Genomic DNA, 15,126 nt, shown 5'->3' with positions numbered 1-15,126 from the left:
CCGGTCGGTCAACCGGTTGCGGCGAGAGCAGCGCCGAGGCACCGAGCGCGCCGAATGGTCAACCGGTTGACAAGTCGGCCGAGCGCGACGCACACTGGATCAGGCGCACCGATGCGCCCGCTCCCGATCCGCGCAGCAGCACGGACCGTCCCGGCGCAGGCGCCAGGACGGGAGTCGTACCACCCCCACCGAGCAGGAGTCATCGTGGACATCCCCGCCACGCGAGGCATCCCCACCTCGGTCGTCGAGAAGACGGCCATCCGCAAGATCGCGATCCGCATCGTGCCGTTCGTGGCACTGATGTTCTTCATCAACTTCCTCGACCGCACCGCGATCTCCTTCGCCGCCCCCAACGGCATGGAGGCCGACCTCGGCCTGACCGCCGCCCAGTTCGGCTTCGCGTCCGGTGTGTTCTTCATCGGCTACCTCGTGCTCGAGGTGCCGTCCAACCTGGCGCTGCACAAGTTCGGCGCCCGGATCTGGCTCGCCCGCATCATGATCACGTGGGGCATCGTGTCCCTGCTCTTCACGTGGGTGCAGAACTACCCGCAGCTCGTCGGCCTGCGCTTCCTGCTCGGCATCGCCGAGGCCGGCTTCTTCCCCGGCGCGATCCTGTTCCTGTCGACCTGGGTCCCGGCCCGGCACCGCGGCAAGATGCTCGCGCTGTTCTACCTGGCCCAGCCGCTCACGAGCGTCATCGGTTCCCCGCTCGCCGGGTGGCTGATGACCCACGAGGGGATCCTCGGCGGCCTGGCCGGCTGGCGCTTCATGTTCCTCTGCGTCTCGATCCCGGCGATCATCGTCGGCGTCCTGTGCCTCTTCGTCCTCAAGGACAAGCCGTCGCAGGCGAAGTGGCTCGACGAGGACGAGAAGGTCTGGCTCGAGACGACGCTCGCTGCCGAGAGCGCCGCGAAGGGCGGCGGGGACGGTCACGGCAAGGGCGGCCTGCGTGCGGCCTTCGGCTCCGGCCGGGTCTGGATGCTCGCCGCGGTGTACTTCGGCTTCATCTACGGCCTCTACGCGCTCAGCTTCTTCCTGCCGACGATCATCGACGGCTTCCAGGAGCAGTTCGGCACCACGTTCGACCTGTTCCAGAAGGGCCTGATCACGGCCATCCCGTACGTGCCCGCCGCGGTGGTCCTGTACTTCTGGTCGCGTGACGCCTTCCGTCGTGGTGTCCGGGTCTGGCACATCGCCGTCCCGGCCCTGGTCGGTGGCCTGAGCATCCCGGTCGCGCTCTACATGAACAGCCCGGCCGCCACCGTCGCGGTCATCGCGATCACCGCGTGTGCGATCTTCGCGGCCCTGCCGAACTTCTGGACGGTCCCCACGCAGTTCCTGACCGGTGCCGCCGCAGCCGCGGGGGTCGCCCTCATCAACACCGTCGGCAACCTCGGTGGGTTCGCCGCCCCGTACATCACGGGTGCGGTGAGCGAGTGGACCGGCGGGTACCAGGTGCCGATGTTCATCGTCGGGTTCTTCATGGTGCTGTCGAGCGTGCTCATGTTCGTGCTCGGCCGGAACACGAAGCGCAACGAAGCGGCCGCCGCGGCGTCCGGAGCCGACACCGCGGTCGCGGCCACGGACGGACCGACCGCCATCGCGAAGGAGGCCGGCGCATGACCCGCCTGTTCAACGACCCGGCGGACTTCGCCGACGAGATGGTGGACGGCTTCGTCGCCGCCAACCACGCCCGGGTGCGCAAGGTGCACGGCGGGGTCGCCCGCTCCACCACCAGCCCCGAGGGCACCGTCGCGCTCGTCGTCGGCGGTGGCTCCGGCCACTACCCGGCCTTCGGTGGCCTCGTCGGGCACGGCCTGGCGGCCGGTGCCGCGATGGGCAACCTGTTCGCCAGCCCGAGCGCCCAGCAGGTCACCGCGGTCGCGAAGGCGTCCGAGCACGGCGGCGGCGTGCTGCTGAGCTACGGCAACTACGCCGGCGACGTCCTCAACTTCGACGCGGCGGCACGGGCACTCGAGGCGCAGGGCATCGACGTCCGCACGGTCCGCGTGACCGACGACGTCGCGTCCGCGCCCGTCGACCAGGCACACAAGCGCCGCGGCATCGCGGGGGACCTCTGCGTGTTCAAGGTGGCCGGCGCGGCCGCGGAACGCGGCGACGACCTCGACGCGGTCACCGCGATCGCGACCCGGGCCAACGACCGCACCCGCAGTTTCGGGGTCGCGTTCTCGGGCTGCTCCCTGCCCGGTGCCGACGAGCCGCTCTTCACCGTCCCCGAGGGGCGCATGGCCATCGGCATGGGCATCCACGGCGAACGCGGCATCGCCGAGGCCGACGTCCCCACCGCGGACGGCCTGGCCGACCTGCTCGTCGACAAACTCCTCACCGAGCTGCCGTCCGGCGTCACCGCGGACGGTGCCCGCGTCGTCCCCATCCTCAACGGCCTCGGCTCCGTCAAGTACGAGGAGCTCTTCGTCGTCTTCGGCGCCGTCCAGCGGAAGCTCACCGACGCCGGCATCGTCGTCGTCGAGCCCGAGGTCGGCGAACTCGTCACGAGCTTCGACATGGCGGGCGTCTCGCTCACCCTGTTCTGGCTCGACGACGAACTCGAGCAGCTCTGGGCAGCACCGGCCGATGCCCCCGCCTACCGCAAGGGCGGCGCCGTCCCGCAGCAGCCGGTGCCGGTCGAGGTCCTCGAAGCCGGCGTGGTCGTGCCCGTGACGCCCGGCACCGAGGAGTCCCAGGCCGCAGCAGTCCGCGTCGCGAGCGCGATCTCAGCGATCCGCGCCACCATCGACGACCACGCCGACGAGCTCGGCCGCATCGACGCCGTCGCCGGGGACGGCGACCACGGCATCGGCATGCAGCGCGGTTCCACCGCCGCCGACCGTGCGGCACAGGACGCCGCCGCCCGTGGCGCCGGCGCCGGTTCGGTCCTCGCGATCGCCGGAGACGCCTGGTCCGACAAGGCCGGTGGGACGTCCGGTGCGATCTGGGGTGCCGCCCTGGAGGCACTGGGTCGCGTCCTCGGCGACGACGAACGCCCGTCGGCCGCCACCGTCCAGAGCGCGGTGCACGCCGCCACCGAAGCCGTCCTGGCATTCGGGGCCGTCCCCGGCGACAAGACGATGGTCGACGCGCTCGTGCCGTTCGACCAGGTCTTCGCCGCCCGGGTCGACGCCGGCGACGAACTCGTCGACGCCTGGTCGGCCGCCTCGGCTGCAGCACAGACCGCGGCGGACGCCACGGCCGACCTGTTGCCCCGGATGGGCCGTGCCCGCACCCACGGCGAGGACGCCGTCGGCACCCCGGACGCCGGCGCGATCTCCTTCGCGCTCATCACCGCCGCGGTCCTGGCGACCATCGCCGTCCCCGCCTGACCCCCACCACGAAAGGCACACCCGCATGAGTGAGCAGCAGTTCCGCATCGTTGTCGGTTCGGACGACGCCGGCCTCGACTACAAGGAGGTCATCAAGGCCGACCTCGCGAAGGACCCCCGCGTGGCCTCCGTGGTCGACGTGGGCGTGGACGCCGACGGTCACACCGCCTACCCGCACGTCGCCGTCGACGCCGCCCGTCTGGTGGCGAACGGCGAGGCCGACCGCGCGATCCTGATCTGCGGCACCGGCCTCGGCGTCGCGATCGCGGCGAACAAGGTCCCCGGTATCCGCGCCGTGACCGCGCACGACTCGTTCTCGGTGGAGCGCTCGATCCTGTCGAACGACGCCCAGGTGCTCTGCATGGGCCAGCGCGTCGTCGGGGTCGAGGTCGCGCGCCGGATGGCGAAGGAGTGGCTCGGCTACACCTTCGACCAGACGAGCGCGAGCGCCGAGAAGGTCAACGCGATCTGTGGGTACGAGACGAGCACAGCCGACGTTGCCGGCAAGGCGGCCGACGCCTGATGCCCGCGACCACGGCAGCCGCCCCGGTGACGATCGGGGTGTCGCTCAAGATGTACTTCAGCCACGCCCGGACGCTCGAGTGGGCGGCCGCCGTGGCCGACATCGCCCGGAGCCACCCGGCGGTGCGGTCCGGCGCGGTCGAGCTCTTCGTGGTGCCGACGTTCCCGTCGCTCGTCCCGGTCCGTGCGGTGATCGGGGACGCCCCCGTGACGCTCGGCGCGCAGGACCTGGCGTGGGCGGACAGCGGCGCCTTCACCGGCGAGGTCTCCGGCGCCGAACTCCGTGAGATCGGGGTCGACCTCGTCGAGATCGCACACGCCGAGCGACGCGAACTGTTCCACGAGACGGACGACGAGATCGCCGGCAAGGTGCACGCGGCGTACCGCAACCACCTGCGGCCCCTCGTCTGCATCGGCGAGACCGAGCGCGCCGCCGACGGCGACCCCGCGGCAGCAATCGCCGAGGTCACCGCGCAGCTCGACCGCTTCACCGCCACCGCGACCGCCGACGGGCTGGCCGGACCGCTCATCGCCGCGTACGAGCCGGTGTGGGCGATCGGTGCCCCGCAGCCCGCGCCCGACGAGCACATCGTCGCCGTCCTGGCCGGTATCGAGCAGCACCTGGCGACCCGGCCGGAGCTCGCCGGCTCCGTCGCGATCTACGGCGGCAGTGCCGGCCCGGGCCTGCTGACGCGCGGTGCCGGACGCATCGGCGGCCTGTTCCTCGGCCGCTTCGCCCACGACCCCGCGGCGATCCGCACGATCCTCGACGAAGCCGAGGCGCTGGCCGCGACGCAGGACGGAGCACCGGCATGACCTCCCTGCTCGGCCTCTCCACCTACGCCTACTTCTGGCGCATGTCCGACCGCGTCCCGTCGCCGCTGTCCCTCGACGACGCCCTGCGCGACGCCGCGACCCACGACGGCGTCGACCTGTTCCAGATCTGCGACCACCTGCCGCTCGACACCGCGACCGACGAGCGCCTGGCCTCGATCCGGTCCCTGGCCGCCGACCTCGGTCTCACGCTCGAGGTCGGCACCCGCGGCACCCGGCCGGAGCACCTCGCCCGGTACCTGCACGTCGCGCAGCAGCTCGGCGCAACGCTCGTGCGGACCATGTGGACGAGCGGTGACGACCAGCCCGACGCGGCCGAGACCGAACGACGCCTGCGGCAGGCGCTCCCCGCCTACGAGCGCGTGGGCGTGACCCTCGCGCTGGAGACGTACGAGGTCGTCGCCACCGCCGACCTCGTCGCCGTCGTCCAGGCGATCGGCTCCGACCGCCTCGGCATCTGCCTCGACCCGGCGAACACCGTTGCCCGGCTCGAACACCCGGGGGACGTCGTGGCGATGACCGCCCCGCACGTCGTCAACTGGCACGTCAAGGACTCCGCCTTCACCCGCTCACCGGGCTGGGTCGGGTTCCAGTACACCGGCGTCCCGATCGGCACCGGGATCCTCGACCACGACGCCGTCCGCGCCGCGATCGAGCCCGACGCCCGGGGGATCAACCGCGTCATCGAGTTCTGGCTGCCGTGGCAGGACGAGCACGCCGGCGCCGAACCCCTGCCGGGGGAGACCCCCGCACAGACCACCACCCGCATCGAAGCGGCGTGGACCGAACACACCATCGAGTACATCAGGAGCAAGGAATCATGACCGACACCGTCACCACCACCCACACCGTCGCTGCCGGATCCGGCACGGCCGACGTCACCGTCGCCGTGATCGGTGCCGGCGGCAAGATGGGCACCCGCGTCTCGAACAACTTCGCGAAGAGCGAGTACACCACCCTGTACAGCGAGGCCTCGCCCGCCGGCCAGGAGCGCATCCAGGCCCTCGGCCGCGAGATCACCGACAGCGTCGACGCCGCGAAGGCCGCCGACGTCGTCATCCTCGCCGTCCCGGACGTCCTGCTCGGCACCATCTCGGAGCAGCTCGTCCCCGTCATGAAGCCCGGCGCGTCGATCCTGACGCTCGACCCTGCGGCCGCCTACGCCGGTCTCCTCGCCAAGCGCGAGGACATCCACTACGCCGTGGCGCACCCGTGCCACCCGTCGGTGTTCCTCGAGCGCACCACCAAGGCCGAGTGGGACGACACCTTCGGTGGCATCGCCGCCCCGCAGGAGGTCATCGCGGCCTTCGACGCCTCGGAGTCGCTCGGCGACGAGGGCGACCGCGCCAAGGCCGTCGCCGAGGCCGTCATCACCACCATGTACGCCCCGGTCATCCAGGTGCACTGGGTCACCGTCAAGCAGCTCGCCGTGCTCGAGCCCACCCTCGTCGAGACCATCGCCTGCATGATCGGCGACTTCCTCAACGACGCCCTCGAGGAGACCGTCACCGGTGTCGGCGTGCCCCGCGAGGCCGCCCGCGCCATGCTCTACGGCCACACCTGGATCGCGCTGACCAACGGCCTGCGCGGCTCGAACCCGTTCTCCGACGCCTGCCACATCGCGATGGGCTACGGCCGCGAGAAGCTCATCAAGGAGGACTGGAAGCAGGTCTTCGACGACAGCGAGCTCGACTCGGTCATCGCGAAGATGCTCAAGATCGACGCCGTCCGGCGCTGAGACACACCGCCACCGACCTCCGCGCCGACCCGTCAGCGCGCCCGGACCGGAACGCCCCGCCGACCCCCTTCCGGCGGGGCGTTCCCCGTGCCGTCGGCGGCCACGAACCCGCGCGGCCCCCACGCCTCCGCCAGCGTGATCGAGGCCACGCCCGGCACCGTCAGCGCTCGCGCCGCGTCGGCGAACCACCGCTCGGCGGCCGGCGTGTGCTGCGCCGGGTCGGTCGCGTCCGGAACGGTCTCCGGCCCGTACCCGTGCTCGACGGTCGCGTCCGTCACGACCGGGGTCGGCGCCGTCGCCACCGCGTTGAACCGTGGCCGCAGCGTCACCGGTCCGACGTGCAGCACCCTGCCGGCGGCCAGCCTGGAGGCACTGCTCACCACCCAGCGCTGCATCCGGATCGACTCGGTCACCTGTTCGGGCGACCGGTCGTGCATCTGCGGCGTCACGCTGCAGGTCAGGGGGCCGTCCCAACCCGAGAACACCGCGATCGAGCGGTTCAGCTCGGTGAAGTGGGCACGGGTACCGGCGACGACCTCCAGCGCGCCGACCGCTGCCACCGCTTCGCGCAGTGCCCGCTGCAGCGCCGGCGTCGTCACGTGCGACACCGGGTCGAACGCCCCGACGCGAGCCACCGGCCCGCCCGCGAGCACCGCGTCGATCGCCGCGCGCAGCAGCACCGGGTCGTCGGTGACGAACCGGACGTCCAGGGGAGCGCCACCCGCGTCCCGCCGGGCCGAGGCGAGCACCGCCTCGACGTTCGGTGCCCCGAGGACCGGTTCGACCAGGATCGGGAACCCGCGGAGCAGGTCGGCGTCGTCCGGGCGCGCAGCGACCGGTGCCGAACCTGCGAGCAGCTGGAGCGTCGGCGACGGCGTGACCACGGCACCGGGACCCGGCCCGTCGAGCGCCGCGAGGTCCGGGGCGGAGGAGGCCGCGCCTCCCGACCGGGCGCCCGGGGCACCTGCCGGACCGACCGCCGTCGCACGCAGGGTGAGCCCCTGCCGGACCGTCGTCCCCGGCGAGAGGGCGACCGGGAACGGCTCGGCGAGCGGCGTCGAGTACGTCTTGAACGAGGCGTCCGTCCAGTTGCGCTGGTCCTCGGTCTCGAACACGTCGCCGGTCAGGTCGAGCGCCAGCGCGGTCGCGCCCACCGACCAGTCGAGCCCGGCGACGTCGACGGCCGGCTGGTGCGGCGCGATCCAGAACGGGAACGCCGTCGCGGTGGTGTCACCGGACGGATGCCGCACCGTGAGCGGCTGCCCGGCCAGGGTCGGCGGGTGCAGGACGACGAGCCCGATGCGGTTGCGGCGGAAGGCCCGCGTGACCGTCCCGACCGCGGCGACCCGCAGGGTGTCGTCGTCGAGCGTGACCTCGAGGACGGTGCGCACGACCTCGACGCCGTCGTAGCGTGCGCTGGTCTCGAGGCGGATGCGCGCGTCGTCGCCGTCCACCGTCCGTCTCAGCACCGTGTCGTCGGCGGTGCGCCAGTCGTGGTCGCGGACGACGAACCGGACGGCACGCAGGACGAGCACGCCCCGGAACGTGACGTCGGCGAGTTCGGCTCCGCGCAGTGCCAGACGCCAGGGCCCGACGGACACGATCTCGTCGTTCGACGTCGCAGTCATGGTGCATGCCTAGCACCGGTCAACCGGTTGGGCAATGATGGGGGTGACGGAGCAGCGCTGCTCTGAGGACGGAGTCCCACATGACCGCACGACTCGACGGCCGGACCGCACTCGTCACGGGAGCGGGGTCCGGCATCGGCCGCGCGATCGCCGACCGCTTCGTGGCCGAGGGGGCCACCGTCGTCTACGCCGACCGCGACGCCGAAGCGGCCGCCGGTGCCGCCGCCGCAGCCGGCCCGACCGCGATCGGCTTGACGATGGACATCGCCGACGAGGCGAGCGTGGCCGCGGGGTTCGCCGACCTGGCCGAGCGTGGTGCGACCCCCGACGTGGTGGTCGCGAACGCCGGTGTGCAGCTGTTCGGCCACGACGCGAAGGTCGCCGACCTGTCGCTGGAGACCTGGGACCGCACGGTCGCGGTCAACCTCACCGGCACGTTCCTGACGATCAAGCACGCCGTCCGGGCGATGCTCGCGGGCGGCACCGGCGGGTCGGTCATCGCCACCGGGTCGCCGACCGGCCTGAACGGTGAGGGCGCCGAATTCGCGGCGTACTCCTCGACCAAGGGCGGCATCCACGCACTCGTCCGGGCGACTGCGATGGCCTACGCGCGGGACGGCATCCGGGTGAACACGGTCGTGCCGGGCTACACCGAGACCGGCCTCGTGTCGGCGATCTCCGGTGACCCCGAGGCCCGAGCCGCGATCGTCGCCCGCACCCCGCTCGGTCGCCCGGGCACTCCCGACGACGTCACCGGGATCATGGTCTACCTGGCCAGCGTGGAGTCGTCCTACGCCACCGGGGCGGAGTTCCGCGTCGACGGTGGCATGACGAGCCTCTGACCCGACTCACGCCCTGCCTGTCCTGCGAAAGCGACAGTGTTCCACCGAACGTTCGCGGCACACTGTCGCCCTGACGGGACAGTCGCCGCAGCGATGACGAGGTCTGTCGCTTCCGCGGACAGGTCCCGCCCGCCGCCGAACCGCCACACCGCCCTGGAGGCCCGGCGCGTCCCCGTCAGTCCGTCTCGCGCCCGCCGTTTGGCCGCGGAACGCAGCACGTGGTTCCGCGGCTCCCGGCACGCGTACCGTCCGTCGCGATGACCGAATCACCCACCGCCACCGCCCCGTCGAACTACGAGTCCGCCGACGGTGTGGACCCCCTCCACGTCACCACCTACCGACAGGTCCGCAAGGCCGCCCGCCGCGGACACGCGCTGCCCGGTGACGCCGGAGAACCCTCGCTCGCCGACCTCGTGAACGCCCGGAAGAACGGCACCGCCGACTCCCGCTGACGCAAGCTCACGATCCGGTCTCGGCGAGGTCTCGATCGGGACACGACGACGCGAACGGCACCACGGCGCTGCCACGATGTCGTCCATGGTCTCCTTCCGGTCCGCACTGCCCCTCGTCGTCGTGAGCGCGGTCCTCGTGTCCGGCTCGCTCGCCGGTTGCTCGGCCGGCGCCGACGCAGCGGCGCGGTCGACGTCGACCCCGAAGGCGACCTCGGAGACCTCGGACGCCCAGCCCGCGGGCGGCGCGACGGACCCGATGGAGGAGGACCGGAGTGCTGCGGCGATCTGCGGCCAGATCAGTGCGCTGACGACCATTTCGCTGAACGCGACGGTCGGGCGGAGCCAGGGCGATCTCTCCGAGGCGCAGTACCAGGCACTGATCGCGGCGGAACGCTTCGGCTACGAGCACCTGTCGAGCAGCGACGAGGAGCTCGACGACGCGATCGACTACGCGCACGAGTACCTCGACGCGCACCCCGCACCGAAGTCCGGGCCGGCGCTCGAGATGACTCCCGAGTGGGAACTCGTCGGGCGGACCCTGATCACCGCGTGCCGGGGTGCCGGGTCGAACGTCGTGGGCACCGCCCAGTACGGCGGCTGACGTCCCTGATCAGGGTCCCGTGACCGCCGTCACCAGGGCGTCGAGCGCCCGGTCGAGCTCCGGCATCGTCACGGCGCCGTAGCCGAACACGATGCCCGGCGGCGTGCTGCCGGGTGCGAGCCCGTACTCCTCGAGCGACGCGACGAGCACCCCGGCGTCCGCCATCCGACGCGCGATCTCCGCCCCGGTGGTCGGACCCGACCACGTGACCACCGCGTGCAGCCCGCCGTTCAGGGCACGGGCCTCCAGGCCGGCGACGTCGCCGAGCCGAGTCGCGATCCGGGCCCGGCGGTGCGTGTAGTCCCGCCGGACCCGACCCAGGTGTCGCCGCAGCGCACCCGTCCGCAGCAGGTGCACGAGCGCGGCCTGCACCGGTTCGGCGACGACCGCGCCACGAGCCCGACGCGCACCGAGCACCGCGTCCGCCACCGGAGAACCCGCCGCTGCAGTCGTCGGCAGCACGAGGTAGGCACACCGCAGCCGGGGGTCGAGCGTCTTCGAGAACCCGCCGATGTGCAGCACCACGCCCTCGGCGTCGAGTGCGGCCAGCGCGGGCACGGGCGCGCCGCGGTGCCGGAACTCGGAGTCGTAGTCGTCCTCCACCACCACGGTGCCGGTGGCGGCGGCCCAGGTGAGCAGCCGCCGGCGCCGGGCGACGGGCATCACCGACCCGAGCGGGTACTGGTGCGTCGGGCTGACCAGGACGGCGTCGATCGGTCCGGAGGCTTCGAGTGCGTCGAGGTCGAGGCCGTCCTCGCCGACCGGGACGCCCACCAGGGACCCGCCCGCGCTCGTGACCGCACGGTGTCCGGTGCGGTAGCCGGGGTCCTCGACGGCGACGACGGGAGCGCGACCCAGCAGCCCCCGCATCGCCTCGGTGACGAGTGACAGTGCCTCCGAGGTCCCCGCGGTCACGAGCACCCGGTCGACCGACGCCGTGAACCCGCGGGTCAGGCCGAGCTGGGCGACGACCTGTGCGCGCAGGTCGGGGGAGCCGAGCGGCTCTGCGATCGCGTTCCGGAGCGGGGCCGACGCCGCTGCGTGCCAGGCTGCCCGCCAGTCCCGCTGCGGGATGGCGGTGACGGCGGGGATGCCCGGACGGCAGTCGATGAGCGAGGACGTCGGGGCCGGACCGTCCGGATCGGGGGAGCGGGCGCCGACCGGAGCCGGAGCCGGGCCCGAAGCCGCGTCCACCGTCACATTCGCCGCAACCCGCGCGAGGGCACCGTGCCGCGTCCGCAGGTACCCCTCGCCGTCGAGCTGCTCGTACGCCGCGACGACGGTGCCCCGGGCCACCCCGAGCTCCGCCGCCAGCGCCCGCGTCGACGGCAGCGGATCGCCCTCGCGCAGGGTGCCGTCGTGCACCATCCCGCGCACCCGTGCCACCACACCGGACACCTTGCTCGACTGGTCCACCGTGATCGCCCCGATCTGGTCCAGGCACCGGACCACTGGTGACCCTAGCGTGACGGCATGCCCACCTCGAGCCCCGAACCAGAACCGCCCACCGACGGCCCCTCGCTCCACGTCCGCCGCCTGCGCGACCGTCAGGCCGACGACCCCGCCGTCCTGCACGCGATCCTCGCCGAGGCCCACCTCGCGCACGTCGGCGTCGTCCGCGGCGGCCACCCCGTCGTCCTGCCGTTCCTCTGCGCCGTCGGAGACCTCGGCGACGGTCCCGTCCTGCTGCTGCACGGCTCGACCGGTGGCGGTCTGTTCCTCGACGCCGGTGCCGGGGGCGTCCCGGTCGCCGCCACCGTCACCCACCTGGACGGCCTCGTCTTCGCACGCTCGACCAACGACAGCTCGGCGAACTACCGCAGCGCGATGATCGCCGGCCGCGCCACCGTGGTGCCGACCGACCTGCGCACCGAAGCCCTCTGGCAGGTGGCCGACCACCTCATGCCGGGCCGCCGGGCCGAGGTGCGCGAGATGACCGCGAAGGAGGTCCGCGCTACCCAGGTCCTCCAGCTGCCCCTCGACCGCGCGAGCGTCAAGGTCCGAGCCCACGGTGTCGGCGAGGACCCGGCGGACGGTGAGGACCACACCGTCTGGGCGGGCGTGCTGCCACTCGCGGTCCGCGCCGGGGTCCCGATCCCGGGGGACATCTCGGGGGACAGCCCGGTGGACGCCTCGGTCGTCGCGCTGTCGGCTCGCCTCGACCGCCTGGCGGCCGACCGGGAGGCCCGGATCGCCGCAGTCATGCGGGTCACGCCGGTCTGAACCCGGGTCCACCGCCGCGGGCCGGCTCCGGAACGCCCGTGCGCGTCGTCGGAGTGGCCTGCGAGCGGTGCTCGTTCCTGTGACCAGCTGCAGGAACACTCCGGCGCTGCCCAGCTGCGAGCACCGTCGTGACCAATACGTTACTTTCCGGACCGCCGAGTGGTCCCGACCCGGAAGGACCCATGGGACGCCACACCCTGCCTGCAGCAGCCGACGACCGTCAGCCCGCGCGAACGCACACGCACCCCGCGGTCGGCCCCGCGCCGCTGACGTCGGACACGCAGCAGTCCCGTCCCCGTGGTCGCCGCTCGGCCCTCGGCCCCGCGGCCGCCCGCTCCACCTTCGTCGAGCACCCGAAGCCGGCCCGGACCGTGCGGATGCAGCCGCGTCCCGCCACCGTCGCGTCGTCGGCCGGCAGTGCGGTGCTGAGCCGGACCGCCACCCTGCGTGCCGAGCGCGCCGTCGACCCGCGGCACATCCGTCGCTCCGCCAACGCGAAGCGCGCGGCGATCCTGCTCGCCCCCGCGATCGCGGTGACCTCGAGCCTGACGCTCGCCCTGCCCGCGAACGCCGACACCCTGCCCGCGGACACCCGCTCGGGCACGACCACGGCGCAGGCCGCCCAGACCTTCACGGTGGCGCACGACGTCCAGGTCCCCGTGGTCTCCACCGACGGCATGACCACGACGACGACGATCGTGTCGTACCCGACGCTCGACCTCCGCTTCGGGGTGACGACCGCGCAGGCACAGTCCGCGTTGTCCGCCGCACTCTCGGCCGGCGGTGACCGGGCCACGATCGTGCAGACCGCCCTGCAGTACATGGGGGACCCGTACGTCGAGGGCGGCGCGAGCCACGAGGGCATCGACTGCTCCGGGCTCACGATGGTCGCGTACCAGGCGGTGGGGATCCAGCTCGTGCACTACGTGCCGACGCAGGACGCCGTCGCCACCACGATCCCCGAGTCCGAGGCACTGCCTGGCGACCTCGTCGTGTACGACGACGAGGACCACGTCGGCCTGTACCTCGGCCAGGGACTCGTCCTGCAGGCACCGCACCCGGGCGAGGTCGTCGACATCGTCCCGATGTACTCGGCGGCGCACCACTTCGCGCGCGTCCTGCCCGCCGGCAGCTGACTCGACCAGCCGTGGCGCGGTCCTGGTGGTGACCACCAGGACCACCCGGACGGGGCGTCCCCACCGATCACGGGCCTCCCGTATCCTGGAGTGATGGCTTCCGACACCCGTACCCCGTTCGAACAGCAGCAGTCTGCTCGTCCGCAGGTGCGCCCGCGCACCGAGGGCTGGAAGCAGGCCACCGACACCGACGGTCGCCCGCTGCTGCAGTTCGCGTCCCCGAAGCGTGGCAAGCCGCCCGTGCACCTGGCCGACCTGACGGCCGAGGAACGCGAGGCCCGCGTGAAGGAACTCGGCCTGCCCGGGTTCCGCGCCAAGCAGCTCGCGACCCACTACTTCCAGCACTACACGTCCGACCCGGCCAAGATGACCGACCTGCCCGCCGCCCAGCGGGAGCAGCTCGTCGCCGGGATGCTGCCGCCGCTCCTCACCGAGACCCGGCGGCTGGCGACGGACAACGGCGACACGATCAAGTTCCTCTGGAAGCTGCACGACGGCGCCCTGGTCGAGTCGGTCCTCATGCGCTACCCGGGCCGCATCACCCTGTGCGTCTCGTCCCAGGCCGGGTGCGGCATGAACTGCCCGTTCTGCGCCACCGGTCAGGCGGGGCTGACCCGCAACATGTCCACTGCCGAGATCATCGAGCAGATCGTCCGGGCCAACGCCGCGATCGCCGCCGGTGAGCTCGGGGGTGATCCCCGCAAGGGCGGCAACGACCGCGTCGACGCCGAGCGCGTGACGAACATCGTGTTCATGGGCATGGGGGAGCCGCTCGCGAACTACAAGCGGGTGATGGACGCCGTGCGGTTGATGGTCGCACCGCAGCCGAACGGTCTCGGCATGAGTGCCCGCGGCATCACGGTGTCGACCGTCGGACTGGTGCCGGCGATGATCAAGCTCGCGGACGAAGGGATCCCGCTCACGTTCGCGCTGTCCCTGCACGCACCCGACGACGAGCTCCGCGATGAGCTCATCCCGGTGAACTCGCGCTGGAAGGCCGACGAGGCGATCGACGCTGCCCACAACTACTACGTGAAGACGGGCCGTCGTGTCTCGATCGAGTACGCGCTCATCAAGGACATGAACGACCACGCCTGGCGAGCCGACCTGCTCGCCGAGAAGCTCAACAAGCGCGGCAAGGGGTGGGTGCACGTCAACCCGATCCCGCTCAACCCGACGCCGGGCTCGGTGTGGACCTCGTCCGAGGTGCACGTGCAGGACGAGTTCGTCCGCCGACTCAACGCCGCCGGCATCCCGACGACCCTGCGCGACACCCGCGGCAAGGAGATCGACGGGGCGTGCGGCCAGTTGGCCGCGGCCGAGTAGGTCGGTCCTGTTCGTTCAGTCGGGAGGCACGGTGCGGGTTCGCACCGTGCCTTCCGTCGTTCCCGGGGTCGCGCTCACCCCCGTCGATCCCCGGAAACCCGGGGGCCACGTGCCGTTCACCCGACTGCGACACGCCCGGGAGGGACGACGGTTGGCAGGGCCCCTGGGGCGTGTGTAAAGTAATCACTCGTTGCCGCTGAGGCGGAGAACGGAACGGCCGAGACGGTCACAGGGTGCAAGCCCTGGATGCGCAGTCCGGACGGGGTCCCGCTCAGGCAACATCCCCCCGAAGAAGTCGAAGTGATTCGACGTGTCTGACGGTGGAACAAGACGAATGCCTCTCTGGCGGAACCTTTTGTGGGTCGAGCGGGGAGTGCGTCTGGTCCTTGAGAACTCAACAGCGTGCACATTGTCAATGCCAATTTATTGATTGACCTCGTGCCTGGTCGGCTTGCTGACTGGGTCATGAAGCAATTCCTTTTG

14 protein-coding genes are annotated in these 15,126 nt (G+C 72.2%); 12 read left to right on the top strand and 2 right to left on the bottom strand.

Annotation, left to right across the window (positions count from 1 at the left end):
* Positions 1-204: 204 nt before the first annotated feature.
* The 6 genes from DEJ04_RS16305 to DEJ04_RS16280 are packed head-to-tail and all read left to right on the top strand — an operon-like array spanning position 205 to position 6,435.
* Entirely contained in the window at positions 205-1,623 is a 1,419-nt protein-coding gene (locus DEJ04_RS16305; RefSeq protein WP_111024851.1) for an MFS transporter, read from the top strand.
* Positions 1,620-3,341 carry a dihydroxyacetone kinase family protein gene (locus tag DEJ04_RS16300; RefSeq protein ID WP_111047759.1) on the top strand — a complete coding sequence of 574 codons (1,722 nt, stop codon included), beginning with the start codon at positions 1,620-1,622 and terminating at the stop codon, positions 3,339-3,341. Before DEJ04_RS16305 ends, DEJ04_RS16300 begins: the two co-directional genes overlap by 4 nt.
* A gap of 25 nt (positions 3,342-3,366) precedes the next feature.
* Positions 3,367-3,864 (top strand): ribose-5-phosphate isomerase, encoded by a 498-nt coding sequence (locus tag DEJ04_RS16295; protein WP_111047758.1) that lies wholly within the window; start codon positions 3,367-3,369, stop codon positions 3,862-3,864.
* Complete coding sequence (locus tag DEJ04_RS16290; protein ID WP_111047757.1) at positions 3,864-4,679, top strand: triose-phosphate isomerase family protein; 816 nt, start codon at positions 3,864-3,866, stop codon at positions 4,677-4,679. Before DEJ04_RS16295 ends, DEJ04_RS16290 begins: the two co-directional genes overlap by 1 nt.
* Positions 4,676-5,521 (top strand): sugar phosphate isomerase/epimerase, encoded by an 846-nt coding sequence (locus DEJ04_RS16285; protein ID WP_111047756.1) that lies wholly within the window; start codon positions 4,676-4,678, stop codon positions 5,519-5,521. Before DEJ04_RS16290 ends, DEJ04_RS16285 begins: the two co-directional genes overlap by 4 nt.
* Positions 5,518-6,435: a phosphogluconate dehydrogenase C-terminal domain-containing protein gene (locus DEJ04_RS16280; protein WP_111047755.1), complete on the top strand. Its 918-nt coding sequence runs from the start codon at positions 5,518-5,520 to the stop codon at positions 6,433-6,435. The genes DEJ04_RS16285 and DEJ04_RS16280 overlap by 4 nt, the downstream gene beginning before the upstream one ends.
* Before the next feature lie 32 nt (positions 6,436-6,467).
* On the opposite strand, the gene DEJ04_RS16275 is transcribed toward DEJ04_RS16280, so the two are convergent.
* Positions 6,468-8,063, bottom strand: a complete 1,596-nt coding sequence (locus DEJ04_RS16275; protein WP_111047754.1) for a hypothetical protein — start codon at positions 8,061-8,063, stop codon at positions 6,468-6,470.
* 80 nt (positions 8,064-8,143) lie between these two features.
* Between DEJ04_RS16275 and DEJ04_RS16270 the strand changes: the two genes are divergently transcribed.
* From DEJ04_RS16270 to DEJ04_RS16260, 3 genes are all read left to right on the top strand, one after another.
* Positions 8,144-8,905, top strand: a complete 762-nt coding sequence (locus DEJ04_RS16270) for an SDR family NAD(P)-dependent oxidoreductase (RefSeq protein ID WP_111047753.1) — start codon at positions 8,144-8,146, stop codon at positions 8,903-8,905.
* A gap of 257 nt (positions 8,906-9,162) precedes the next feature.
* On the top strand, positions 9,163-9,357 hold the full coding sequence (locus tag DEJ04_RS16265; protein WP_111047752.1) for a hypothetical protein: 195 nt from the start codon (positions 9,163-9,165) through the stop codon (positions 9,355-9,357).
* An 85-nt stretch (positions 9,358-9,442) separates the two neighbouring features.
* Positions 9,443-9,958: a hypothetical protein gene (locus tag DEJ04_RS16260; protein ID WP_111047751.1), complete on the top strand. Its 516-nt coding sequence runs from the start codon at positions 9,443-9,445 to the stop codon at positions 9,956-9,958.
* Positions 9,959-9,967: 9 nt separating this feature from the next.
* Here DEJ04_RS16260 and DEJ04_RS16255 read toward each other — a convergent pair whose 3' ends face one another.
* Positions 9,968-11,410, bottom strand: coding sequence for a PLP-dependent aminotransferase family protein (locus tag DEJ04_RS16255; protein WP_111047750.1), 1,443 nt, complete (start codon positions 11,408-11,410; stop codon positions 9,968-9,970).
* 21 nt (positions 11,411-11,431) lie between these two features.
* Between DEJ04_RS16255 and DEJ04_RS16250 the strand changes: the two genes are divergently transcribed.
* From DEJ04_RS16250 to rlmN, 3 genes are all read left to right on the top strand, one after another.
* The gene (locus DEJ04_RS16250) at positions 11,432-12,181 is read left to right on the top strand and encodes a pyridoxamine 5'-phosphate oxidase family protein (protein ID WP_111047749.1); all 750 of its coding nucleotides are present in this window, start codon (positions 11,432-11,434) and stop codon (positions 12,179-12,181) included.
* 182 nt (positions 12,182-12,363) lie between these two features.
* Positions 12,364-13,317, top strand: a complete 954-nt coding sequence (locus tag DEJ04_RS16245) for a C40 family peptidase (protein WP_111047748.1) — start codon at positions 12,364-12,366, stop codon at positions 13,315-13,317.
* A gap of 93 nt (positions 13,318-13,410) precedes the next feature.
* Positions 13,411-14,643, top strand: a complete 1,233-nt coding sequence (gene rlmN, locus DEJ04_RS16240; protein ID WP_017885785.1) for a 23S rRNA (adenine(2503)-C(2))-methyltransferase RlmN — start codon at positions 13,411-13,413, stop codon at positions 14,641-14,643.
* Positions 14,644-15,126: the final 483 nt, after the last annotated feature.

It is taken from the genome of Curtobacterium sp. MCLR17_044 (genome assembly GCF_003234435.1).
In the GTDB taxonomy this organism is placed as follows: domain Bacteria; phylum Actinomycetota; class Actinomycetes; order Actinomycetales; family Microbacteriaceae; genus Curtobacterium; species Curtobacterium flaccumfaciens.
This window is presented reverse-complemented; position numbering and strand designations above follow the sequence as displayed.